At 45.3% G+C, this 25714-nt stretch carries 21 protein-coding genes, 1 rRNA gene and 2 riboswitches; of the genes, 6 read left to right on the top strand and 16 right to left on the bottom strand.

Annotated elements, in window-relative coordinates; all coding sequences use genetic code 11:
• Positions 1–69 (bottom strand): 16S ribosomal RNA (locus KNP04_RS13900); the annotation flags it as partial.
• Between the two features lie 356 nt (positions 70–425).
• Between KNP04_RS13900 and KNP04_RS13895 the strand changes: the two genes are divergently transcribed.
• Complete coding sequence (locus KNP04_RS13895) at positions 426–1268, top strand: VanW family protein (protein WP_214876885.1); 843 nt, start codon at positions 426–428, stop codon at positions 1266–1268.
• Between the two features lie 26 nt (positions 1269–1294).
• On the opposite strand, the gene KNP04_RS13890 is transcribed toward KNP04_RS13895, so the two are convergent.
• The 6 genes from KNP04_RS13890 to KNP04_RS13865 all read right to left on the bottom strand — a co-directional run bounded on the left by KNP04_RS13890 (position 1295) and on the right by KNP04_RS13865 (position 9644).
• Positions 1295–2653 (bottom strand): NCS2 family permease, encoded by a 1359-nt coding sequence (locus KNP04_RS13890; RefSeq protein ID WP_251125744.1) that lies wholly within the window; start codon positions 2651–2653, stop codon positions 1295–1297.
• A gap of 88 nt (positions 2654–2741) precedes the next feature.
• Positions 2742–2843: riboswitch (purine riboswitch) on the bottom strand.
• A 134-nt stretch (positions 2844–2977) separates the two neighbouring features.
• Positions 2978–4501 carry a glutamine-hydrolyzing GMP synthase gene (guaA, locus tag KNP04_RS13885; RefSeq protein WP_251129985.1) on the bottom strand — a complete coding sequence of 508 codons (1524 nt, stop codon included), beginning with the start codon at positions 4499–4501 and terminating at the stop codon, positions 2978–2980.
• Between the two features lie 110 nt (positions 4502–4611).
• Positions 4612–4712: riboswitch (purine riboswitch) on the bottom strand.
• 41 nt (positions 4713–4753) lie between these two features.
• Complete coding sequence (locus KNP04_RS13880) at positions 4754–6853, bottom strand: transglutaminase domain-containing protein (RefSeq protein ID WP_214876881.1); 2100 nt, start codon at positions 6851–6853, stop codon at positions 4754–4756.
• Positions 6850–7920, bottom strand: coding sequence for a DUF58 domain-containing protein (locus KNP04_RS13875; RefSeq protein WP_214876879.1), 1071 nt, complete (start codon positions 7918–7920; stop codon positions 6850–6852). Before KNP04_RS13875 ends, KNP04_RS13880 begins: the two co-directional genes overlap by 4 nt.
• Complete coding sequence (locus KNP04_RS13870; RefSeq protein WP_214876877.1) at positions 7917–8867, bottom strand: AAA family ATPase; 951 nt, start codon at positions 8865–8867, stop codon at positions 7917–7919. Before KNP04_RS13870 ends, KNP04_RS13875 begins: the two co-directional genes overlap by 4 nt.
• Positions 8868–9038: 171 nt before the next feature.
• On the bottom strand, positions 9039–9644 hold the full coding sequence (locus KNP04_RS13865) for a flavin reductase family protein (RefSeq protein ID WP_214876875.1): 606 nt from the start codon (positions 9642–9644) through the stop codon (positions 9039–9041).
• Positions 9645–9880: 236 nt separating this feature from the next.
• Between KNP04_RS13865 and KNP04_RS13860 the strand changes: the two genes are divergently transcribed.
• Together KNP04_RS13860 and KNP04_RS13855 are read left to right on the top strand one after the other, a co-directional pair.
• Positions 9881–11722: an ATP-binding protein gene (locus KNP04_RS13860; protein WP_214876873.1), complete on the top strand. Its 1842-nt coding sequence runs from the start codon at positions 9881–9883 to the stop codon at positions 11720–11722.
• A gap of 199 nt (positions 11723–11921) precedes the next feature.
• Positions 11922–12239 (top strand): hypothetical protein, encoded by a 318-nt coding sequence (locus KNP04_RS13855; RefSeq protein WP_214697262.1) that lies wholly within the window; start codon positions 11922–11924, stop codon positions 12237–12239.
• A 52-nt stretch (positions 12240–12291) separates the two neighbouring features.
• Here the strand turns inward: KNP04_RS13855 and KNP04_RS13850 are convergent, their stop codons facing one another.
• The gene (locus KNP04_RS13850; RefSeq protein ID WP_214876871.1) at positions 12292–13554 is read right to left on the bottom strand and encodes a helix-turn-helix domain-containing protein; all 1263 of its coding nucleotides are present in this window, start codon (positions 13552–13554) and stop codon (positions 12292–12294) included.
• 245 nt (positions 13555–13799) lie between these two features.
• Here KNP04_RS13850 and KNP04_RS13845 point away from each other — a divergent pair, with 245 nt between their 5' ends.
• The 3 genes from KNP04_RS13845 (at position 13800) to KNP04_RS13835 (ending at position 16363) form a co-directional block, all read left to right on the top strand.
• On the top strand, positions 13800–14456 hold the full coding sequence (locus tag KNP04_RS13845; RefSeq protein WP_214876869.1) for a hypothetical protein: 657 nt from the start codon (positions 13800–13802) through the stop codon (positions 14454–14456).
• Positions 14457–14521: 65 nt separating this feature from the next.
• Complete coding sequence (locus tag KNP04_RS13840; protein WP_214876867.1) at positions 14522–14875, top strand: hypothetical protein; 354 nt, start codon at positions 14522–14524, stop codon at positions 14873–14875.
• 183 nt (positions 14876–15058) lie between these two features.
• Positions 15059–16363, top strand: a complete 1305-nt coding sequence (locus KNP04_RS13835) for an N-acetylmuramoyl-L-alanine amidase family protein (RefSeq protein ID WP_214876865.1) — start codon at positions 15059–15061, stop codon at positions 16361–16363.
• 34 nt (positions 16364–16397) lie between these two features.
• Here KNP04_RS13835 and KNP04_RS13830 read toward each other — a convergent pair whose 3' ends face one another.
• From KNP04_RS13830 to glmS, 8 genes are all read right to left on the bottom strand, one after another.
• A complete protein-coding gene (locus tag KNP04_RS13830) occupies positions 16398–16910 on the bottom strand; it encodes a GNAT family N-acetyltransferase (protein WP_214876863.1) in 513 nt (170 codons plus the stop codon).
• A gap of 31 nt (positions 16911–16941) precedes the next feature.
• On the bottom strand, positions 16942–17769 hold the full coding sequence (locus KNP04_RS13825; protein ID WP_214876861.1) for a CPBP family intramembrane glutamic endopeptidase: 828 nt from the start codon (positions 17767–17769) through the stop codon (positions 16942–16944).
• Positions 17770–17913: 144 nt separating this feature from the next.
• Positions 17914–19062, bottom strand: coding sequence for a mannitol-1-phosphate 5-dehydrogenase (locus tag KNP04_RS13820; RefSeq protein WP_214876859.1), 1149 nt, complete (start codon positions 19060–19062; stop codon positions 17914–17916).
• A complete protein-coding gene (locus KNP04_RS13815) occupies positions 19063–19494 on the bottom strand; it encodes a PTS mannitol transporter subunit IIA (RefSeq protein ID WP_214748595.1) in 432 nt (143 codons plus the stop codon).
• A gap of 47 nt (positions 19495–19541) precedes the next feature.
• On the bottom strand, positions 19542–20963 hold the full coding sequence (locus tag KNP04_RS13810; RefSeq protein ID WP_214814666.1) for a PTS mannitol transporter subunit IIBC: 1422 nt from the start codon (positions 20961–20963) through the stop codon (positions 19542–19544).
• 167 nt (positions 20964–21130) lie between these two features.
• A complete protein-coding gene (locus KNP04_RS13805) occupies positions 21131–23161 on the bottom strand; it encodes a BglG family transcription antiterminator (protein WP_214876857.1) in 2031 nt (676 codons plus the stop codon).
• On the bottom strand, positions 23151–23420 hold the full coding sequence (locus KNP04_RS13800; protein ID WP_074034712.1) for a PTS sugar transporter subunit IIB: 270 nt from the start codon (positions 23418–23420) through the stop codon (positions 23151–23153). The genes KNP04_RS13805 and KNP04_RS13800 overlap by 11 nt, the downstream gene beginning before the upstream one ends.
• 144 nt (positions 23421–23564) lie before the next feature.
• A complete protein-coding gene (gene glmS, locus KNP04_RS13795) occupies positions 23565–25361 on the bottom strand; it encodes a glutamine--fructose-6-phosphate transaminase (isomerizing) (RefSeq protein WP_214876855.1) in 1797 nt (598 codons plus the stop codon).
• Positions 25362–25714: the final 353 nt, after the last annotated feature.

Here is a 25714-nt window from a genome sequence, read left to right as displayed (position 1 = left end):
GCGCTCGACTTGCATGTATTAGGCACGCCGCCAGCGTTCGTCCTGAGCCAGGATCAAACTCTCCAAAGAATTTGATATAGCTCTTAAATTGACGAAGCTTGCGCTTCATTCAAAAATTGTAAAACTTTTTTTGCCTCATCGTTCAGTTTTCAAAGTTCGTCTGCCGCTCTTGGCGACTAAATGATAATAACATTTAATTCTTTTTGATGTCAACAACTTTTTTGTTTGTTCAACGTTTGTCGCTGGCAACAGAGATAACTATATCATCTGCTTTTTAATCTTGCAAGCATTATTCTAAAAAAACTTTTGATTATTTTTCGTATCTTCATAAAGTTTGAATCTCAACTTCTAAAAGGAAGAACAGATCACTTTAAAGAATACACTTATATCTAATAACGACTATCAACCGATAAGGAGACACATTCATGATCCAAACCGATTTACAAAAACCAAAAAAGCGTTCACCGCTTAGAATCTGGTCCGGTACACAAGTATACACAATGAAACGACGATTGGAATGGATGACAGACAAACGACAATACGTCTCGAAACAAAACATTGAACCAATGCCTTATCTTATTTTTACACACCGAACTCCCCTTTATCGACAACTACGAGATGTAGACATGGAAGTTCAACATAATAAAGTCACAAATCTAAAGATCGCAATCACAAACCTAAACGGAGCCATCCTAACACCTAACGACGTCTTTTCTTATTGGAAGATGATTGGCAAGCCCACTAAACGAAAAGGGTATGTCGATGGCATGATTCTGCATTACGGAAAGGTCTCCTCAGGAATCGGCGGTGGCTTATGCCAACTATCTAACCTCATTTATTGGATTACACTTCATAGTCCATTAACTGTAACTGAGCGTTATCGTCATAGCTACGACGTGTTTCCTGACTATCGAAGAGACCAACCATTCGGAAGTGGCGCTACATGCTCTTACAATTATCTCGATCTACAAATTACAAATCAAACCGCACAAACATATCAACTCCTTCTATATATAGAGGGAGATCATCTCGTCGGCGAATGGCGCTCTACCATCCCGAATAAAGAGCAGTACCGTATATATGAAGAAAACCACCATTTCACACGTGAGTGGTGGGGAGGGACAATACGACATAATCAGATTTTTAGAGAAGTAACCTCAATGAATGGCACTCATCTCCGAAATGAATTCATTACAGAAAATCATGCCATCACGATGTATGACCCTTTCCTACCCGAAAATACTGCATACAAAAAAGCCGACTCTTAATAGAAGAGCCGGCTTTTCAAATGAACTTATGCGTGTGGTAAGAACATGAAGTATGCCAAGAAGATGATTAACATCCCATACATGATTGGATGAATTTCTTTTGTCTTTCCTTTCGCAATCATCATGAGTGGGTAAAGGATGAACCCAAGCCCAATTCCTGTTGCGATTGAAGATGTCAAAGGCATCATAATGATCGTCAAGAAAGCTGGTACGGCGATTTCGATTTTCTTCCAATCAATATCAAGAAGAGCCGAAGCCATGAGCACACCGACAATGATTAATGCAGGAGCCGTAACCGGCGCTGTTACAACCGCCAAGAGAGGTGAGAAGAACAATGCCAAACCGAAGAACAATCCTGCGAACACCGCCGTCAAACCTGTACGTCCACCTGCAGCAACACCAGCTGACGATTCAACATATGAAGTCGCTGTAGATGTTCCAAAAATCGCACCCGCTACCGTTGCTGTCGAATCAGCCATTAACGCCTTACTTGCGCGCGGTACTTTGTTTTCTTTCATGATTCCCGCTTGACGTGCTACGGCAACGAGCGTTCCAGCCGTATCAAAGAAATCGATGAAGAAGAACGTTAAGATGACAATCAGCATTTGGAGAGTGAACACGTCACTGAAGTTGATGAACGCTTGACCGAACGTTGATGACATGCTCGGTGGCATTGACACAACATCAGAGATTGCTGTAGGAGTCGGAACGAGACCGAAGATCATACCAACGATTGCCGTCAACAACATCCCGATGAAGATTCCACCTTTTACATCACGCGCCATGAGCAAGGCACTGACAACAAGTCCGAATACAGCAAGAAGTGTCGTTCCCGTTCCAAGTGAACCGAGACTTACGAGTGTCGCTTCGTTCGCTACGACAATTCCTGCGTTTTTCAATCCGATGAAAGCGATAAAGAAACCAATCCCTGCTGCCACTGCCATTTTAAGCGGAGCTGGAATCGCGTTAACAATTGTTTCGCGAATACCTGAAAGCGTCAATACGATGAAGAAGAGACCCGATACGAGTACACCCGACAAAGCCGTTTGCCATGGTACACCCATTCCGATGACAACGCTATATGCGAAGAACGCGTTGAGGCCCATGCCCGGCGCAATCGCAATCGGATAATTCGCTAAAAGTCCCATTGTCAATGAACCGACTACTGCAACAAGTCCTGTTGCGACAAAGACAGCCCCTGTATCCATACCCGCTGCCCCAAGAACGTTTGGGTTAACGAAAAGGATGTACGCCATTGCGAGGAACGTTGTGAATCCTGCAATCAATTCAGTGCGGACACTCGTTCCAAGTGCCGTGAGTTGGAAGTAACGATCAATCCGACTCGTTGTAGGTTGTTGCTGTTCTTGCTTGAGCTGTGTGCTCATTTGTTTTCCTCCTTGTACTCGCCGTAAAACGAGAAAAGGTCCCCGGCAAATGACCGAGGACCCTACGCGAAACATACGAGGGTATACACCCTCATCTATGTCTCGCCGTAGTGAAATCATTTAAGGTGATTTCGTAGAGACTCTCGGGCCATATCCCCGACATTATACGGCAAAATATTTTATGATTGTTCGGTTATAATAAGAACGTTCTTATCGTATCAGCGTGAAAATAGAATGTCAACTAAATTCACGGATTTTACATCTTAAAAAAACGTTAATGTTCGGTTTTAAGACAAAACAGAGGGTGTGACCCCTCTGTTCGGCTTATTCCCATTCGATTGTTGCAGGCGGCTTAGACGTAATGTCATACAGCACACGGTTAACGTGGCTGACTTCATTGACGATACGGACAGAGATTTTCTCAAGTACATCCCATGGAATGCGCGCCCAATCAGACGTCATCCCATCAATTGATGTAACGGCACGGACGCCGACTGCATAGTCGTACGTACGCTCGTCACCCATAACTCCAACTGAGCGAATCGGTGTGAGTACCGTGAAGTATTGCCAGATATCTCGTTCAAGACCTGCTTTCTTCACTTCTTCACGCAAAATTGCATCGGATTCACGGACAATTTCAAGTTTCTCTTCCGTGATTTCACCAAGTACACGAATTCCTAGACCCGGGCCTGGGAATGGCTGGCGCCAAACGATATAGTCAGGAAGACCGAGCTCAGTACCGAGCGCACGGACTTCATCTTTAAAGAGCGTGTTGAGTGGCTCGATCAACGTGAAGTTCATGTCTTCTGGCAATCCACCGACATTATGGTGTGATTTGATCGTTTGTGCTGTATCTGTCCCACTCTCGATAATGTCTGTGTAGAGCGTTCCTTGTGCGAGGAAGTCCATATCGACAAGTTTCGATGCTTCTTCATCAAATACATAAATGAACTCGTTTCCGATAATCTTTCGCTTCTGTTCAGGGTCGGACACACCAGCCAACTTCGTCAAGAAACGTTCTTGCGCATCGATTTTAATGACCTTCATGTTAAATCCGTCAGCGAACGTCTTCATGACGCTATCCGCTTCTCCTTTACGAAGGAGACCGTGGTCGACGAACATACATGTCAATTGATCACCGATTGCGCGATGCACGAGTGCCGCAACGACAGATGAATCGACTCCACCTGAAAGGGCACAGAGCACTTGCTTGTCACCGACGATTTCACGAATCTTTTCGACTTCAAGGTCAATAAAGTTCTCCATCGACCATTCACCTTTAGCACCACACACTTCATAGATGAAGTTTTTCAAGATGTCGTTCCCATACTCCGAGTGACGAACCTCTGGGTGATATTGAACGCCATACATTTTCAACTCATCGTTTTTAATCGAAGCGACCGGACAAGATGGGTTCGTTCCGTCGACGATGAATCCTTCCGGTGCTTCAATGACGAGGTCGCCGTGGCTCATCCACACTGTATGCTCGACTGGAAGACCATTGTAGATAGCTGATGCTTCCGGTGTTGAGAACAATGTCGCTTTCCCATACTCACGGTGTGCGGCACGTTCGACACGACCACCGAAATGATGCGTCATGAGCTGCATGCCGTAGCAGATCCCGAAGATCGGAATACCTAATTCGAAAATTTCTGGGTCACAACGATATGCGCCTTCCGCGTATACGCTGTTCGGTCCACCAGAGAAGATGATGCCGACTGGGTTCAATTCGCGAATCTCCGCTGCAGTCATTTTATGTGAATGCAACTCACTGTATACGCCAAGGTCACGGACACGACGCGTGATCAACTGGTTATACTGTCCACCAAAATCGAGCACCAAAATCATTTCTTGTTCTACTTTCACGAAATCTCCACCTTTCTGCCTTCTCCTCAAAAAAAGGACGAGCCTCTCCCCAGATTATCCAAACCGAAGAAGAAGCACGCCCTTTTCTTTGTATGCGAAACGTGCTCCTTCATAGTCGGTCCATTTACGGTGGTCCGGTAGAGACTCTCGCGCCAATTCACGAGTATATACGAAGGAATGCCATGTTCAATTATCTAACTAATGCGTCTATCTTACTTGATGCATCCCGTCACTTCAACTCATAATTCTGCGAATCATGATTTTCCAATATTCTTTATATTTTGAATTCGGCCCTTGTTCGGCATAAACCGCTTGCTCGAACAAAGCCGTCAAACGCGTCATGTCGTTCGTTTCGTAATAGGCATCGACTTCTTTGGCAAGCTCCGACGGCGTACGCCCCTCAACTTTAAATCCGTTCGCGCGAAGTCGCTTCACCAAATAGCGATGCATCGATACGATACTACCGTCTGTGAGCGGACGACTCATCCACCAGACGTACATAATTTGTCGCTCAATGATTTTCCGGTTCCAAATGACGACGGTCACGAGAAAAAGAAGGACAATCCATCCCCATACCGGGATACTACGAGACTCTTCTTGTGCATCACCTGTTGTGACATCATCGATCAACAAATCTTCTTGTGGACGATTTTGCGCATTATTGTCTTGCGTTGCCTGCGGATCATTCGTTGCCGGTGTCGTATCATCTGTATTCGTTTCCCGTTCCATCTGTAGTAAGTTCGCATCTGAGAAGCTGATCGTCGCCTCTAACGGGACCCAACCTGCTCCTTCGATAAAATACTCGACCCATGAATGGGCGTGACGGTTACGAATCGTATGCTCTTCCTCACCTTGAACAACTCCTCGCGTGTCACCCATCGTAAACCCTTTTACCCAACGTGTCGGGATTCCATTCGCTCGTAATAAGACGGCTGCTGACGTAGAGAAGTTATCACAATACCCAATCTGTGTGTCGAACAAGAATTGGTCTACATAATCGGTTTCCCCTTCTGGTTGCGCGACATCTTCGGTATCATACTGAAATTCCCCGTTTCGGAAATACGCTTCTACCGCTTCTGCTTTCTCATTTGGAGTCTCACTTTCAGCGGTAATCTCCGTAGCCAAGTCACGTACACGATCCGGTAAAGAATCAGGTAGTTGCAAATAGACTTGTTCTTCCTCCTCTGTCAGCGAGCTCACTTCTTCATTTAAGGCAAGCTGTTCTTCCGAGAAAGCTGGTACACTGTAGCGAAGTTGAATCGTTCGCGGTGTGGCTTGGTTTTCGTTTTCAAACACAATTTTTCCGGACGGTTGGATTGTGATTGTCTCGTTCGGAAAAGCTTGTTCGATATCTCCGACCCGAAATTCAGTGCCTGACTCTGTTTCCGTCGCTTGAGGATACTCTCCCCCATACGGAACGAATGTTTGACGACGATCAAAACGCAAAAGCGCCTGTTCCGGGGTTGTATCTACTTCAGAGTCGACCAATTGCCCGCGATTATAGTTAGAATCTAAAACAGGTGCCTCAATCCAACCTTTTCCTGTGTAGATGGCTTTTGATTCGATTCGCCAGTAACGAGCCGGTACGCCTCGCGCGATAAAGACAATGCTATCATCCTGTTCAAACGGACCACCTAGCGCCTCATCGTTCACACCATATCCGACCCGACCAGGTCCGTTCCCATCACCTTCTGTTGTCGCATTTCGGAAACTCGTTGTGATTCGGTCGGACCAATCTCCTTCTAATGTCGGAGAGGCACTCGCAAGCGCAACGACGACACTGAGAAGCAAACCGATACTGACGAATCGTACGAGCGATTGACTTGGACGCTTCGCTAAATCCGTGACAAATAGTAAGAGAAGTGAGGTGACGATCGCATAAAGGATATTCCCTTCTCCGTCATACAGTGTCCACGTATCGAAATAAGCCATGACACCCAGTGTCGAAACGATCATCCCAAGTGCGAATCCGTAACTCGGGTATGTTCGTCCGACAAGGATGGCAAATAGTAGACCGATGAGCGCCATCGCAGAGAAGAAAATCGCCTCGTTTGGTAATTCCCCGCTTATGACACCCATAAAATCTTCCATCCATATCCCGAACCAGTCGAAAATACTTCCGTGATAGACGTATAACACAACTAGGAAATTGAGAAGGGAGATTCCAAGAAATGCACCCCACGGGAGAAGACTGACGAACATCGGGACGATCAAAAGGAAATAAAACGGCCAACTTACATCGAACGTTGTACTTCCAACAATCGGCTCAATCCAAAAAGACAATAAATAGGCGGCGAGCGCCGTATATATAATCCGTGTAATCCATGTCTTCATCCCGTCACCTCATTTACCGCTGTGTATAGGTGATAATTGCCTTGCGTCTCATGCATAAGCTCACGAATCGAAGTCGTTTCAAACGGACTGATCAAAATCAAATCCCCCGTTTGTTGAGGCAGGTTCTGTTTCACCCGCTCGACAAGACGCCCCTCCGCTTCTGGAGTCGCAGTCAACAGATAGTGTCCGACTTCTGCACTTTGATCCGGAAGATGGAACAGCCGTACCTGTTCTTCAATGATATATAGTTCAAACGGCAAATTCTTTCTTTCCAACTGTCGAATCGCACCAACGAGCAAGGACAACGAACGTTCAAACGCCTCCTCATACCCGGCAGAAACAGCCGGGACGAATACGAGCGAAAGTTTCTTTTCTTGCTCTTGGTCAAATGTTTTTGTCATCAAGTTCCCTCGTCGAGCGGATGCTTTCCAATCAATCCGTCCAATTCGGTCCCCTGCCGCGTATTCACGGACACCGCTCGTCGTATTGGCTACTTCCGTGTAAGTACGCATTTGACGATATTGTTCGCCGCGCCCTCCGACATGCTCATCCCGTGGAAGATCGAATGGGAGTTCAGCAGGTGACACTTCTACAACCGTTTCGATTCGCAACGTCCGCTTCCGGTCGAATAAACCAAACACATCACGCACGTGAAGAACCGTTCGGTCAAAGACATGAATCCCCCGCTTAATTGCATCGACCTCATAATGGACCACTTCGGCGCGTCGGAAGAAACGATCTACCGGCACGATGATTGTCTGATCATCATCAATCAATCGTTGCGGCAATCGTTCTTCTAACGTCACCATCCCAATCAAAAAAGGATATTTTCGTTCGATTCGTAATTCAACGTCCATCGATTGACCGGAAACGAGACGTTTCGTGGTGACTCGGCGAGACACATTCGCCGCTGTGACCGGATAAATCATAAAGAGCGTCCAATAAACCGTCAACACCACGAACGACCACCATAATGTCGAAGCAACGATACTCCCCTCGATTCGGGCGAATGCATACAATCCGAATGCCGCCGCCCATACAACGAACAGCTTCATCCAGTTTTTCATACTTCGTTGACCTCACGATTCATCGGGACAGGCAACGTATCAAGCCAACCTTGGATCAATTGATTCGGTGTTTTTCCTTTATATCGCGCTTCCGCCGTTAACAAGACGCGATGTCCGAGCACACTCGTCGCCATCGCCTTGACGTCATCCGGTAACACGAAGTCACGATTATGAATATACGCCCACGCCTGCGCCGCTTTCATCAACGCAAGCGTAGCTCGCGGACTGCCTCCTAAATACGTATGGGGATCCTTTCGTGATTCATGCACCAATCGTACAATGTATTGTTTGACGGCACTCGATACATGGATCTCTCTCACTTCACGTTGCATGAGCTCTACTTCTTGTTTTGTAATGACACTATGAAGCGCCTCAAGCGGCTCTTCCTTTTCGAAACGACTTAAGAGTGCGATTTCTTCATTGAATGTCGGGTATCCCATCTCGATTTTGAGTAAAAAGCGGTCCAACTGTGCTTCTGGTAATGGATATGTCCCTTCATGTTCAATCGGGTTTTGTGTCGCCATGACAAAAAATGGCGAAGGTAGCACTTTTAACTCGCCATCTACGGTCACACTCCGCTCAGCCATCGCTTCGAGAAGAGCTGACTGTGTTTTTGGTGAGGTTCGGTTAATTTCATCCGCCAAGATAATATTTCCCATGAGCGGTCCGGGACGATATTCGAACTCTCTCGTTTTTTGGTTATACATCGAGATACCCGTCAAGTCTGACGGCAACATGTCTGGCGTGAATTGAATCCGTTTAAAATCTAAGTCGATTGCTCGGCTAAACGTACGAACAAGCATCGTTTTCCCGACGCCCGGTACATCTTCTAAAAGAACATGCCCGCCTGCCAACAAGGCAGTCAGGCTCTTGGCGATGACTTCTTCTTTTCCGACAATCACAGTTTCAATGGCAGTTATAATCGATTGGACAGTTGGACGGTACATGACGGATTCCCCTTTTTCTCTGAATCTAGGATGACTTGAAGTTAGAATGTTCTGACTTTATTGTGACATAAGAGCGTGTCGGAATGAAAGAAATACTACATGCAAATACGCTCCTTATTCCTTTACCCAAAAAACGGGCACGTTCTTTAGAAAAACGGGCACGTTTATCGATTATTCAGGACGCTCCACATCAAAAAGTTCACCGAGTGTTGCATAGCTATTCCCGGCCATACGGCTGACCGGTGCCAACTGTCTCGCATCGATTCGTCCATGTTTATACAATTCCCGATCAATGTGAAAACGGACAATCCGTGCAATCAACAAGTCTGCTGTCGTTTTTCCTTCATGTTCAATTGGTACATGTTGATGTAAGACGCATTCAAATCGAATTTTTGCTTCTTTGATTCCTGGAGTAGAAATCACTTCGCTCGGTTGTATGGTAAATGTTGTACGTGTCAATTCACTTTCATCCGCGGCGAGGTTGGCGGCTGTCTCGTTCACATCGACAACATTTGTTTCGTCAACAACATGGATGACGAGTTCTTTCGTAGCGAGTGCATTCCTTGCCGTATCTTTCATCACCTCATCTTTTCGTTGAATAGAAACGGAGACGAGCGGAGGATTGGAAGTGACTACATTGAAATAACTGAAGGGAGCAGCATTAATTATGTCTCCATTACGTGTCGTTACAAAAGCAATTGGTCGCGGTACAATACTGCCAATCAAAAACTTATACGTGTCTCGCTCAGTTAAGGCGGACGGTTCAATGGATAACATTTAGTTACACTCCTCATTTTTTATCTTAAATTCAAGGTAATAATTTTTGGTGATCTTGTCAACGAACAGAAGATTGGGACGTGTATGTTTCAATCATTTCGGGTAAATCGATTTATGTGCTAGATATGCACATCACGTAAGCAAATTAATTCAATTTCCTTTCCCTTTTTCATAAAATGCAGGGCAAGGAAAAAATGACCCATCGTTTTTTATGTTCAAGGAAGGAAGTAGAATGAATGATCAGCAAGTGGATTGAACAACTAAACAGTCGTCAAATACTCAGTATTTTATATAGCGTATGCGGATTCAGTCTCATTTTGACTGCCATTGGAGCTTGGTTTGTTCGAGATGGAGATGTGTCTACTCTCGAACTTACTGCACTTCGATGGATTTGGATGATTGGTCTCGTCATGTTTATCAGCGCCATTCTATTGATTGGTCGTCCGCTCATCAAACGAATGGCCGATCAAAATAGTAGACTCAAAATGAAAAAAGAAAAGCTCGAAAACGTGATTAAAGAATCAAAGTTGAACGAAATGAACCTCCAATACCGTAATGAATTGATTGAAGTATTGGCGTCGAAAGAATCTTTATTTGATTACTCTTCCGTCATCGAAAAAATTGCCTTACTCACGAAGTCTGAATTTGGCGCCTTGCTACTCACAAAAGATGGAGAAATCACGTCTGTGGTACCAAAAGAAATGACGGAAGATCAGCAAGAGAGTCTTAAAAAGGAATCACTGCTCCTTAAACGTGTCATGATTTCTAAATCTCCTGCGGCTACGTCAAAGCGGGTTGTCGATGCTTTACACACGTATCCGTATTATATTTATGAGACAGTCATTCCGATTATGGATCCATCTGATAACAGTTTGATTGGTTGCCTATATTTGGCTCGTTACGATGAGCAATATGACGCAAGTGAAAAGTCTGAACTGAATGCGTTTGCTAGTCAGCTCGCCATTTCACTGCTTCGGATGCAGCTTTATCGTCAGATGCAACAAGATCGAAAAGAAACAGCTCAATTGATCAATTCCGTGCGCGAAGCCATTTTATACGTGAACTATGAAGATGACACTGTCGTTGGAAATCGCGCGTTTATTCGTATGTTTGATGATCTTCACTTTGACTACAAAGGGTATGAAGAATTGTCAGCGATTGATATCGATATTGAGCAACTCGCCGAACGTGTGGATCAGCACGAACAATTCGTCAAATACTTCGAGCGTGTCTTCACGCAAGACCCACCGGAGGACGGACTTACGATTTCAATCGATCAAGGCGATTGTTTCATTCAGCTTTATGCTGAAAGCGTCTATCGCGACCGTCGACTTCGTGGAACGATGCTTGTGCTACGTGACGTTACTGCTGAGACTGAAGTAGATCGAATGAAGTCAGAGCTCGTTTCGACCGTATCACATGAATTGCGCACTCCCCTTTCTTCAATCTATGGCTTTACGGAACTTATGTTGTCACGTGATTTGAAAGAAAATCGACGAGAACTTTATTTAAAAACGATTCATGATGAGGCGAAGCGCTTATCTTATCTCGTTAATGATTTCTTGGACCTTCAAAAGATGGAGTCTGGGAAACAAACGTTTGAATGGGAGCCAGTCGATTTGTATAAACTCGCCAAAGACAGTGTAACGTTTTATCAAGAAACGACTGATCAACATGAATTGTTTATCGACGCCGATCCTGATCAGAATTTCATGATCGACGCAGACTTAGAAGGAATGCGTCAGTTGCTCGGCAACTTATTAAGTAATGCCATCAAGTACTCACCAGACGGCGGGAACATTCTCGTGTCACTCGAACGAGTAGATGAACAAGTCGTGATGAAAGTACGAGATCGCGGAATGGGCATTCCAAGTGCCTCTCTCCCTCATCTCTTTGGAAAGTTTTATCGTGTCGACAACTCAGATCGTCGTAAAATCGGCGGAACTGGGCTCGGACTCGCGATTTGTAAAGAAATCGCTAAAGCTCATGACGGTCAACTTCACGTCGAATCGGTTTACGGAGAAGGAAGTACCTTTATCTGTGAATTGCCGACAATAAAAGAACACATTATGCAATAACACGGTCAAAAAGACCGTGTTATTTTTAATTCTTTTTCAGAAAAATCGGAAGGAGTTCTTTTACAAAATATAGAAAACCTCAAATAATGAATTAAGAGTATGAAATGAGCCATACCCTATGTATTTATTTTTGCACGTTTTAAAGCGAAAACAAGATATACTGAATATAAAGAGATTGCTAGGATTGGAGGGCTTGCCATTGGATCATCGTGACCCACCTTTTTCAGAAATTGGAGACTTTAAACAATGGGGGCGTTTTGAAATCGATGTGCCTCACATAGGGGAGCAGGCGAAGTTCCAAACGGCTGCCGCATTAGTTCGAAAACATATTCCATTGCGACTTGGTGGATTTTATATTATTGCGAGCGAAGAGCAAATTTTGCACAGTGGCTCATATGAAGGAAATCTCCAAAAACACTTAATTCATTTATTGCAGCAAGTCCATAACGGTCATTTAACAGATGAACGTCTTGTCCAAGAACAAGTTTGGACAGTGCATTATTTTACAACGCCATAGGATGTGCGAAAGAACATCTAGTTTCATAAAAAATGACGCTCATTTCTGAGCGTCATTCTGTTTGTGACATGATTGAAATTACTTTTTCGTAGTAATCTGTCGATAATTTGTATTTTCCTGAACCTTTTAATTCCCTTGCAAGCCAAAGGGAATATTTTTGAATGTATATATAATCATTAATTGTTTCAAAATAAATGACAGCAGCTTTTAGAGCTTGAATTAATGCCTCTTTGTCATGTGTGCGATAGCAATATTCATAAATTTTAAAGTGATGATTAAATTCTTCGAGCCCACTGCGATCACTTTTAATTTCATAGCCTTTGTCTAACCAACTTAATATTTCTTCGGTATTTTGATAGTTTACATAACCTTCAATAAGAGAGAGAACACTATATAATTTACTTTTCACCTCTAACTTGTAATCGAAGCTTTGCATAAAGTACTCAAGTGCCTTCTCTTGATCTCCTAACGAAGAATAGATTTCACCCATGTTGTTATAGAGCATCCCAAAATAATCTGTTCGGTCTGTTGCACTAATCACTTTCACTGCCCGATGATAATGTGCCAATGCTTCAGAAAAACGTCTTCTTCTTTTTAAGGATAGTCCAATTATTAAATGGCATTCTACAATTCTTTCAAGGTAGAAGTGTTCTTGAAAATACTCAAGAGCACTTTTTACATTCTCAATAGCTGGTAGATATTCAGTAAAACGATAGTAAGATGCACCGATGATGTATCTCATATCCGCTAACTCCCAGTCGGGAATGTTTGCATGTGAAATTTCTTTATTCAAGCATTCCAGTAATTTGAAAGACTCTTCTTTTGCGTTCTCATCAAATAGAATCAGACTTTTCATTACCATAAAACGCAGTTTATTTTCTTTTGATAGCTGGTCTTCCACCCATCCGATTTGTTTAATATAGTCCCCTTCTCCACCTGGCATAATTTGAAACCTTGCTAAAGTCATTAACAAGGTAATATATAAATCTTTTGATTGGTTTACAACTGGATGATATAAATATTTTTGGATTTGTTTCTGCTTACCAGAATCTTTTCTACTCAATAAAGCATCTCTAAGGATATCTCTAATTTCAATTTCAATCTTTTTAGCCTGTTCTGCAAAATCATAATACAATGGAACATCTAACCCTAATCTTTCGAACAACAACTCTAGTACTTCTTCACTAGGGGAAGTTTGGTTATTTTCAATTTTGCTTAAATATGAAACCGAACATATTCCTCGTGCTAAAACCGCTTGTTTCATCTCCTTACGCATTCGTTCAATCTTAATTAAATTTCCATAATTATATTCCATTTAAGCGATAGCCCCTTCGACCTAAGTGATTTCTTTCCTTACATTTTCTACGTTTTATCGCATCTTTAGGAAAATTCATTTCAAACTTATATAAATTTCGCATGTTATTCGCGTTAGTTTCCCAACCTATAACAGTTCGAAAGACCTGACACCCATGATAAAATTTAACTACAGAACATCCCACCTTAGTCAAAATGTATCAATTGTTCTAGGCATAAGTAAGCTTTTGGAGGTGAACATAACAAATGGGTAAGTTGAATTTTCTTTTAGCAGAAGATTATATTAAACCAAAAATCTATTTTCGTTCTAAAACTTCTGAAAATAGTATTCATTTCTCTAAAGACAATAAAAATAATTTCTCTGGACTTGATCATCTATCCCAAATGTTACAATCATCAAGTGGGTTCGTTATAAATGCTTTCCAAGTTGACTATTATCAATTGTTACCAAAGTTAATTATCGAAACACTTAGTACGAATCAGATACACAAAAAACTGTATATCGTAGGTCCTGAGTTATCACTCTCAATTATAAAGCGTGGTCTCAAAACCAACTACGATAAGCACTTTTATAATTTTCAATATTTAGGAATTGAAGAAGATCAAGATGATTTATTTAATCATTGTATTAGCCTTTTAAAAGAAGGTCACATAGTGTATGTTCTCCCAGAGGCTTCATTTCACTGGAAACCGAGTCATTTGAGAGAAAATCAATATACAGTAATTCCGTTGTGTAGCAGCTTTTTGAGTCAAACTGCGAATGTACCGGTTTTGACAACGTCTCTAAATGACGACTCCAAAATTGTAGTATTTGAGCCAAATCATCCAAATGATTATAAAGGCTGTATAAACAAGTGTATTGAACAGCAATGTAATTCTATCTATCAATTGCTCAAATCTTAATATTAAAAGTTATTATAGCTTTTTGCGGCTATGTAATTATATCAAATAATAATGGAGGCATTATAATGAAAAAAGTAGCAGGAATTTTATGTATCGCTGGTGCAGTTTTATTACTAGGAAGTTCAATCAAACCACTTGGAGAAGATCTACCACGTATTGCAGAATTCAATAATACGATTCGCCCGATGGGAGAGGACCTTCCTCGCATCGCAAAAATTAAAGAACCAATTAAGTTGTTTGGTGAGGATTTACCACGTATTGCAGAACTTAATAACACGATTCGTCCGATGGGTGAAGATCTTCCTCGTATTGCGAAAATCGAAGAACCAATTAAGTTATTTGGTGAAGATTTACCACGAATCGCTTTTTTAGAGGAGAAATCAAACTCATCGTTTGAAGAACTTCCAAGATTAATTTAAATACTCAAAGACGCCTCGTGCGTCTTTTTTGTTTGCAAAAGTTCTTTATATTTCAAAAAAAGATAAATAAATTAAATATTAATGCCCATTTTTTTCTTTATTATCTATATAATTAATAGTGATTTGTTGATCGAATAATGAAAAGTTCAACTATTTTTCTGCAAAGGAGTCACTATTTTGAAAATGTTAAAGTCTAAATTACATACAAAATTGTTCATCAGCTCGACACTCATCGTCTCGGCTGTGACGTTTACACCATTTGATTTCCAATCTCCATCTTCTTTCAATCATCGTGTTGAAGCAGCAACGAAATATTACACAACGACCGTCAATTTAAATCTTCGTAAGATGGCCTCTACTTCGGGAACGATTTTGACGACGATTCCTTCTGGAAAAACCGTCACGTATATCAGTACATACGGATCATGGTATCGTGTTTCCTATAACGGAACTGTCGGATATGTGTCTTCTCAATATCTTAAAACATATCAGCCGACCACTGTGAAAACCTACACGACAACAGCAAATTTGAATCTTCGTAAAATGGCATCGACTTCAGGCACGATTTTAACGACGATTCCGAGTGGAAAAGAAGTGATTTATCTCAGTACATATGGCTCGTGGTATCGCGTGTCTTACAACGGAACAATCGGGTATGTTTCTTCCCAGTATGTCAAAGTCACGTCTTCCTCTACGATTACGCCAGATTCAACAGCAACCTACTATACTACCGCAAACTTGAACCTTCGCAAGATGGCATCGACTTCAGGTACGATTTTACTAACCATTCCATCAGGCAGTGCTGTGACATATCTGAGCACGTATGGATCTTGGTATCGCGTTACTTATAAAGGTGTCACGGGCTATGTTTCTTCTCAATATGTAACAACATCTAGTGGAGGAGATTCGGATACGTCTCAAAAAACGGTCGTCATCGATGCAGGACATGGTGGGAATGACCCTGGTGCTGTTTATGGGTCGGTATATGAAAAAGTCATTGCCCTTGATATGGCGAAGCGATTGATGAGCACGTTGACGAACACATATGACTACAACGTCAAATTGACACGCTCGACCGATACGTATCTTTCCTTATCAGAGCGCGTCTCATTGAGTAAATCGTATAAAGCGGATGTTTTCGTTAGTCTCCATGCAAACTCATCTGTGTACAGCTCTGCACATGGACATGAGGTGCTCGTACCGACAACGGAAAGCTACACGACAAACCCATACGTTTCTGCGAGTCGAGCGCTTGGTTCTTCGATTAATCAAGAGATCGGTTCACGTATTTCGGCCGTTCAAAACCGTGGTGTGAAATACCAAAATGTATATGTTGTCGGAAAAAATGTCGTTCCCTCAACACTTGTTGAATATGGCTTTATCAGTAACTCAAATGATCGTGCCTATTTGACGAATGCGACGAACCGCCAACAAATGGCGAATGCGACAGCGACCGGGATTCATCAGTTCATGCGTTCTTCTTACTAACAAATAAGGAACTTAGCACTCACCGCTAAGTTCCTTATTTTATGTCCACTTTCCATATCATGTGAGGTGCACCAGGACCCCAGTAATGTTCGAGAATCAATGAGGGCTCACCCAATTGTTTTCGCCAATAGGCCTGAGCACTGGGAAAGCCCGCATCCAAATAGAAAACGTGTTGCTTTCTCGCGAGGATTTCTCGCTTCATTTCTTCTAATAGAAAATGCCCGACTCCTTGGCGTTGCATACGAGGGAGGACGTAGACACTCCCGAGTTCAATGGCACCACGCTTTATTTCCAGATTGCCCGATATAATTTCGTTTGGAGGCAACAATGCTCCCGCTCCAATAATACTTCCTTCTTTCTCAACTACATACAATTGAACATGATCGTCGTCAAAATGATCCTGAATGGTCGTATTCAGGCGCGCCACTTCTTCATCGAGCAAATCAGCGTCTTCAAAACGCTCTCGTCGAATCAAGTCACTCAAACTCTCCATAAATAAGCGTTGTAAGGATTTTACGTCTGATTGCTCGAGTGCGCGAAAGTTCAAGACGTCCACTTCCTTTTCTCTTTTTTTGTTTTTACTCTTTACCCTCGCGAATCCGATGCGTAACACTCGGGTACGAAGGAATGAATTCTTCAAGCGGCTCGTAATTCAACTTCCCGTATGTTTTCCATAATACTAAGATCACTGCGGTCCATAACGTGATCATCAAATGAATTAAGCCGATGGGATACCCTTCTTCTGCATCGAAGCCTACCATCACGAACATGACGTTGAACATTGTATGCATGAGAAATGCGGACCACAAATTGCGCGATGATCCATTGTATACCCAGCTAATCAGAATTGAATAGGCCATGACAGACAACCCATATGCCCAAAATGGCAAATTTGCCTGCCCGGTACCGGCCATGAGAAAGAGCGGTGTATGCCAAATCGCCCAAATTCCCCCTACCACCAGACTTGCCCATAGCGGGGACAATCTCGACTGCAACGCATCAAGCAAATAACCTCGCCAGCCGTATTCTTCTTGTAGCGTCCCACCGAGGAAGAGCATATATAAAAAGTAAGGAGCAATCCACCAAGGTTCGCTAGCGATTAACGCACCACTTCGGTCTGTCCACCAATAGGCGACAAGAAATAAGAATGGAATCAATACGAACGGAATCGCATACGTTTTCCAACTCATTTTCACTTGAATGCTTTTTTGAAGAATATGCTTGACCCCTGCTACACCCCGAAGTCGATACATCGTCAACACACCGGAAAGACTCGGTCCAAACGCTCCGATGATAACGATTTCCATAATCGGTAAATCGGTCCACCAATAGAGACTCGCCCAGACAATCCATGAATAACCGAACGTGATTGCAATAAATCGAATGATTTCTGAAGTTTTATACATAACGAGTCTCCTTCCTGTTGATAAGTACCCGTTATTGCAGGAGGAAATACCATCCTCAGTCACTCTTCTCAATTTGTTCAGATTTTCTTTCAACAGTAAAAGAGCACACCTGCTTTCACAGACGTGCTCTCTCTATCCATGCTCTTATGACACGCGTTCTTTCTCTTCTTCCCGAATCAAATGATATTGGTCGAGAATCAATTGCGTCAATGTGTCTCCCTCATGGAGCTGCAAATATTTTTCAATCGTTGATGAGATGCCGTGCTCTTCAATCGACAAATTGAGTTCTGACGATTCCGAATCCTCCGGGTTGTGATAATGGAGGGCCGCTGCAATCCCGTAAGCGAGTTCGTTCGGCTCGATCCCATTATCCATCAACTCACGGGCTGGTTTGACGAGACGGTCGCTCGGTCCGAGTTTACGAATCGGCGAACGTGCCACTCGTGACACTTCATCCTTCAATTTTGGATTCTCAAAACGCTTGATGATTTTTTGGATGTATTGGCTATGCTCTTTCGCCTCGAAGCCATATTTCTCAAGCAATAACCAACCCGTTTCATACAAGGCGCCTTGAACGACTTGACGCACGCGGCGATCTTGTAGCGCCTCGTCAATCGTCGCCTTCCCGAACAACGAACCGATGTAAGAAGCGATGGCGTGCCCTGTATTGACCGTGAACAATTTACGTTCAATGTACGGTCCGATTTCCTCGACCCATGTCACACCTTGAATCGGTGGTTGCTCGTTCAGTCCTTGCGTCTCAATGACCCACTCATGGAACGTTTCGACTTCCACGTAAAGTGGGTCTTCATGCTGTTGAAGGGGAACGATACGGTCGACCGCCGCATTCGGGAAGAAGACGTTTGCCTCCCCGACACCGCCACATGCCTCTACTTCTTGACGAAGAATGGCACTACCACCAATCATGTTCTCACATGCGATGACATAGACCGGCGCGTCCTCAACTTCACGCGCACGAAGCCCTTCACTGATCAATGGCGCTACTTTTGAAAGAAGTGATGGTCCGACAGCTGTCGTCACGAGATCCGCTTCTGCAATCAAAGCCGCGACGCGGGCTGGTTCTTTCAAACTGTTGACCCCGCGTACTCGATCGACGATGATTCGATCGACACCGTCTTCCGCGAATCCGACCTCATAATGACGTTTTGCTTCGAGTGCTTCGATGACTGTGTCGTTAATGTCGACGAACGTCACCTCATAACCACTTTGATTCAGTAGCAACCCGATAAATCCGCGTCCGATGTTTCCTGCTCCAAAATGAACAGCTTTCATTTATGCCACCTCTTCCATGAAGAGCGCCAAGATTTCCTCTTTCGTCTTCGCCTGAACAAGACGCTCCACGTTTTCTTCGTCCGAGCAGAGAATCGCAATTTGCGAAAGGAGCTCTAAATGTTCATCATTCACGCCTGCAATCCCGATGACGAGTTTAGCCGTCTGTCCACCAAAGTCGACACCGTCCGGTACTTGCAGAAATGAGATTCCCGTCTTCTGAACCGCTGACTTCGCCGCTTCTGTACCGTGTGGAATGGCTACGTGATTTCCGATATAGACGTTTGCGATCGCTTGACGTTCATGCATCGCTTCTACATACTCCGGCGTCACACAGCCGGCGTCTTGTAGGACTGCCCCGGCTGCTGTGATCGCTTCCTCTGTCGTTGCGAATGTTTGATTAAGTCGAATCATCTCTGTTTGAATGAATGGCATTTTGATTTCCTCCTAATAGCTAAACCGTATCTCTATCTGTGCTGTGTTCAAGAAATTTTGCTGCGTTCCGCTTTAATCTCTTCTACCAATTGATCATAGTAATCGGCGTTCAAGAAGTTTGTGACCGAGCGATGAATCGCATTCGGTGCTTGCGCTTCTGCGCGCTCTGTTAAGTCTTCATGCGTGATGACAAACTGCGCATCTTTCGGCAAGTTGCTGATCGACGTGTTCGTCACTTTGATTGGTAAGTTGGCTTTATTGACCTTGTTCCGGAGAACCGAGGCCCCCATCGCACTTGATCCCATTCCTGCATCACATGCGAAAATGATGTGATCGACTTTATCAAGGCGATCTGTCACGAGAGCAGATGCGTAAGACTGTTTGCCTTTCATCGCGCTCACGTTTTGTGTCGCTTCTTCGAGTGATACTTCCTCTGCTGCGCTCGATTTCAAGATGACACTCGCCACAGCAAATGTGACCGCTGCCGATAAGAGAATCCCTGCCACGAGTCCGAGGTATGAACCGCGTGATGCCATCGCGAGAATGGCGAAGATACTACCTGGTGAAGCCGGTGCGACGAGACCGACATCAAAGAGAACGAATGTGAAAATCCCTGTTGCGCCCCCTGCGATCATCGCAAGGATCAAAATTGGCTTCATCAACACGTATGGGAAGTAAATCTCATGAATCCCACCGAGGAAGTGAATGATCGCCGCACCAGGTGCTGTACGTTTCGCTGCACCTTTGGCGAAGAACATGTATGCGAGAAGTAATCCAAGACCTGGCCCTGGGTTCGCTTCAAGTAAGAAGAGAACGGACTTACCAGCCTCTGCCACTTGATCGACACCGAGTGGACTTAAGATCCCGTGGTTAATGGCATTGTTCAAGAAGAGAACTTTTGCTGGTTCAATGAACAAGCTCGCCACTGGAAGTAATTTCGCACCGACAATCCAGTCAACACCTGCCGCCATCACTTTATCGAGGGCACTCATGATTGGACCGAAGATTTCGAATCCTCCAAGCATGAGAAGTCCACCAATGATCCCGACCGAGAAGTTGTTGACGAGCATTTCGAATCCTGCTTTGACTTTGCCTTCAAGGGCACGGTCGACTTGGCGGATGATATACCCACCGAGTGGACCCATGATCATCGCTCCGAGGAACATCGGAATGTCTGTCCCGACGATGACCCCCATCGTGGCGAGTGCCCCGACGACACCGCCTCGTACGTCGTGAAGTAATTTACCACCTGTGAAACCGATGAGTAATGGTAAGAGATAGGTGATTGTTGGTCCAACGAGTTCTGCTAAGTTTTCGTTTGGCCACCATCCTGTCGGAATGAAGAGTGCTGTGATAATCCCCCAGGCAATGAAGGCACCAATGTTCGGCATGACCATCCCACTGAGGAAACTACCGAATCGTTGAACTTTGACTCGGACCCCGCCCGAGCTCGCTTGCGTATTCGCCATGTATAAAACCTCCAGTCGTTTAAATGTGAAAGGTTGAATGTGTAGTGTAGCTAACCGGTTTGTGCTCTACACCTGTATTGTATGCCTGGAGTAAGCGCTTTCTCAATTCAATCCAGTTCACACTTTGGCAACATTTTGTGCCAAACAAAAAAATGACCATGGTTCGGTCATTTTTCGTACAACGTCTCATGAATCATTTTCTTCATACATTCGTGCAACAATAAACGAAGGTCCTCTTTCGCCCCCGTGCTGTATAAACGCATATGTTCCTCACTCTCAATGAGCGAACCGCTGATCGCACTTAAAAATTGAAGTTCGACATCGCGCGCCTCTTCTGGTGCCAAGAGCACGAGAAGTCGCGTCACGGGTTCAGTCGATTGATCCATCATGAGGAGCGGGATCGATGTTGTTAAATCGAATGCAAATACACTCGCTTTCTCAATCGAAGTATGTCGTCCATGGAAGAGTGCCAGTTTTGTACCTGGGACACCAAGACCCGCAACTTCGTGACGCCGGAGCAATTGCGCAGATAACTGAATTCCGCTTTGCACGAGGTCTCGTTCCTCAAGATGTGTTCCGATGTCGACCAAGATATCTTCTAAACGGTCCGTATTGTTGAGTGTGACCAAATCAAACTGATCATCCATCCGCTCGAACGTCTCTACGAGTTCACCAAGTTCGGCAAAATCAAGCATCGTCGATCTCGGCTTTGAAGTAACCGTTTGGAATGATTGCGGTAACGACAACAAGAGATGACGAACCCGTTGCACTTCCTCACTCGTCAACAACGGATTGACGATCAATGTCGGTACCGAGAGTGGTGGTAATGGCACCGTCGACAAGATGACATCATATTCCTCAAGTCGGTGCTGCTCTAATCCGAATAAAGACGAGTTGACGACGTCTTGCATCTCCGGGAACTCTTGACGTACCCGATTGACGAGCATTTTCGACGAACCGAGTCCGGCCGAACAGACGACGAGTGCACGATACTCACGACGCCGCACCGGTTTGACGAGTGCTGCCGCGAAGTGCATCGCCCAAAATACCGTCTCTTCCTCGGAGAAGGTATTTGTCCCAAAGACGATGTCGGCAGCCTGTTGAATGGCCGAACGAAGTCCCGGATAGTCGCGGTCGATATGAGGTTTCACCGTACTCGTTTCAGGCAAAGCCTGCGTGTTCATACTCGACAAGATGTGCGCGAGCAGTCCACGTTCGAGTGCCGCGTCATCCGTAAAGGTAAACCCGTAAATAAGCGAGACGTGATGAATCAGTTTATGCACCCGAATCTGCATGATCCACCGCTCTTCTTCATCTTCTTTCATTTGATCTTTAATCGAGCGAAGTCGATTCGCTTCCTCGGCAAACCAGACGCGTTCCGCCATCGAGTAGGTGATGCCAAGTGCTTCCTCCATGTCGGTCGCGACTTTCAAATAGTCCTCAGACCGGCCTTTCGTATACATCTCTAAAAAGAATCCGGACGCTAGCCGTGCTTGTTGCACTCCGTAGGCGAACGTGACCCGCATGATGGTGCGGTCATCCATCCGTTCAAACGAACGTGACTTCAAATAATCGTAACCGTCCCGAAGACCTTCCAGCATCTCTTCGCATGGTACGGTCTTCAAAAAGGCCGGAATGTAGTCATCTTCCCCACGGACGAAGCGGTAAAAGGCAAGTGTATCCCAGTGGGCAAGTAGCGCGTTGATCAGTAATTTTCGTTTATCCGACTCATAGCCGAGCACTCTGGCACCGACACCTTTTTTCCGTTCGACTTTTAAATGATACTCTTCGAACCATCGATCCAACTTCTCCAAATCTTGCGTCAACGTACTCGGAGAGACGTGCATCTGTTTGGCTACGGCTTGCAATTTGAGTGTATCGCTCTCGAACAAAAGGCGCCACGCCAGCTCAAATAAGCGGTCCTCGCTCGTCGGGATCGCTTCTGCAGATAAGATGAGGTCTTCCCGTAACTGTTGCTTCGCAGACGGTTTGCCGACAAGACTTAGTCCATGCCCCCGTTGCCAGGCGAGCTCGAGCTCGAACTCTTTTAAGATGCCCTCAAGCAATTGTCGTTCCCGTTGAATCGTACGCTCAGACAAATTCACCGCCTGCGCGATTTCGGCGAGCGGTGTCGATGTCTCAGTTGCCAATAAGTGTAGTAAAATCGACCGTTCTCTCGCGGTCCACTCATGTCTCATGCTCATCCATCCATTCTTCGACAAGTAGTCGGTATTCCTCGAGCGACAGGAGTTGTCGGACTGACCGGACACGTGCGGTCGGATGGGTAACGGGAGTCGCCCCTTCCTGATAGAGAATCAAATCCACCTCATTCGGGATGTTTTGAATCGTTCCGTGCGTAATCGTACAAGACAAGCGCCCCTCACTTGCCTGTGCGAACAACTTCGCCGCCATCGCACTCGTCACAAATCCGCTATGGCAAGCAATATATACGTTCATGTCAGCCCTTCTTTCGTCGCTTATCTTTATCTAATCATAATTTGGAACCGCTTACTTCTCCTACTATTTTGCTTGTTGGCAAATATATCGGCAAGTAGTAAAAAGCACCTCTCCCGAAGAAAGGTGCCCTATTTTATGTTCAGTTTATTCGACCGTCACCGATTTCGCCAAGTTACGTGGTTTGTCTACGTCACATCCACGAGCGAGTGCCGCATAATATGCCATGAGTTGCACCGGTAAGACGTTGATGAGCGGTGCCAAGAGTGGCTCGACGTGCGGCAAGATGAAGTCATCATTCTCATGTTCGACGCCTTGCATGGAAATGATACAAGCGTTCGCGCCACGGGCGACGACCTCTTTGACGTTCCCGCGGATGTTCAAGTTCGTCTTCGGTTGCGAGATGAGCGCGATGACCGGTGTGCCATCTTCAATCAACGCGATTGATCCGTGCTTCAGTTCCCCACCTGGGTACCCTTCCGCTTGGATATACGAAATCTCTTTTACCTTGAGCGCCCCTTCGAGACAGACCGACGCGTCGAGCCCACGGCCGATGAAGAACGTATTTGGTGTCGTCTTCAAATAACGTTCCGCGAGATCCTCGAACAACTCTTTCTGCGCCATAATCGAGTCCATCGTTGTCGCAACACGAGCGAGTTCCGGCATGAGATTGAACGGCAACTCTTTTTCCGTCGCACGGGCGATGTCGTATGCGAGAATCGCGAGGACGGCGATCTGTGCCGTGTACGCTTTCGTCGACGCGACGGCGATCTCCGGTCCTGCGTGGAGGAGCATCGTCTCGTTCGCTTCACGTGACAGTGTCGATCCCGGAACGTTCGTCATCGTAAGTGCCTTATATCCGCGTTTCTTCACTTCGACGAGGACGGCACGGCTGTCCGCTGTCTCACCAGATTGGGATAAGAAGACGAACAACGGACGTTCACTTAAGAGCGGCATGTTATAGCCAAATTCAGATGAAACGTGCACTTCTGTCGGAATGCCGGCGATGCGTTCTAAAATGTCTTTCCCGACGAGTCCGGCGTTATAGCTCGTCCCACACGCGACGATATAGACACGGTCCGCTTCCGAGACGAGCTCACGCACGCCGTCCGTGAGTTCGATGTCGCCGTTCTCGTTCTGGTAGTGCTGGATGATGTTGCGGATGACGGCCGGCTGTTCGTCCATCTCCTTCAACATGTAGTGCGCGTACGTGCCCTTCTCGATGTCTGACGCATCGATCTCGGCCGTGTACGGTGCACGCTCGAGCACTTCGCCGTCGAGCGTCTTGATTGTCGCCGACTCACGCGTGAGGATGACGATCTCGCCGTCGTGGAGCTCGAGGTACTGGTCCGTCACCTGGAGCATCGCCATCGCGTCCGATGCGACGACGTTGAACGTGCCGTCACCGAGTCCGACGAGGAGCGGTGACTTGTTCTTGCCGATATAGAGGCGCTCTTTGTCCTCTGAGTCGATCATCGCGATCGCGTATGAACCGTGGAGGTCCGAGAGCGTCTTGCGGAACGCCGCTTCGACATCGCCGAGCTCGACGAAGTGCTTCTCCATGAGCAAGACGATGACTTCCGTGTCCGTCTCTGAAAGGAACGGAGCGTCGAGTGTCACTTTCAATTGTTCGTCGTTCTCGATTACGCCGTTATGCACGAGCGTGAAGCGTCCTGTCGTACTTTGGTGCGGGTGGGCGTTCGGTACGCTCGGTACCCCGTGTGTCGCCCAACGCGTGTGACCGATTCCGATGGTTCCTTCAGCGTCAGCCGGTACGATGTCACGGAGTGCTTGGATTCGTCCCACTTCTTTGAATGTAAGAACGTCCTCACCGACCAAGGCAATCCCTGCCGAGTCGTAGCCGCGATACTCGAGCTTTTCAAGCCCTTTTAATAAAATCTCTTTCGTTCCAACTTGTCCGATCATTCCTACGATTCCACACATAAACAAATCTCCTCTATGCTTCGATTTCTCGAAAAAGGAAACGGGCTTTTTAGAGTAATGTCATCAAGTCTCGCTTTGTCCGTCCGGTCACCCGAACGCTTTAGCAAGACCCTCTCAGTCGTGACACGCGACTGGAAGGCATCCGCCGAATTCCTCGATCACCTTCGTCCTCGTCAACTCCATAGAGTTCTGGCGCTTCTATTTCATATCCAGCCGTTTCTCCAGATACGCCTTCATGCTATCGAGTACAAAAAGAATTGGATAGAGCAATCTGAAAAGTTGTCGCCGAATACTTTTTTACCGTTCATGTAAAAGTCACCACTTTCACTAAAAAGCCATCACTCCTTCAGGTT

Source organism: Exiguobacterium sp. CH10 (assembly GCF_018617635.1).
GTDB classification, from domain to species: Bacteria; Bacillota; Bacilli; order Exiguobacteriales; family Exiguobacteriaceae; genus Exiguobacterium; species Exiguobacterium aestuarii_A.
The sequence above is the reverse complement of the archived record's forward strand: the minus strand, read 5'-3'. Positions and strand labels throughout refer to the sequence as shown.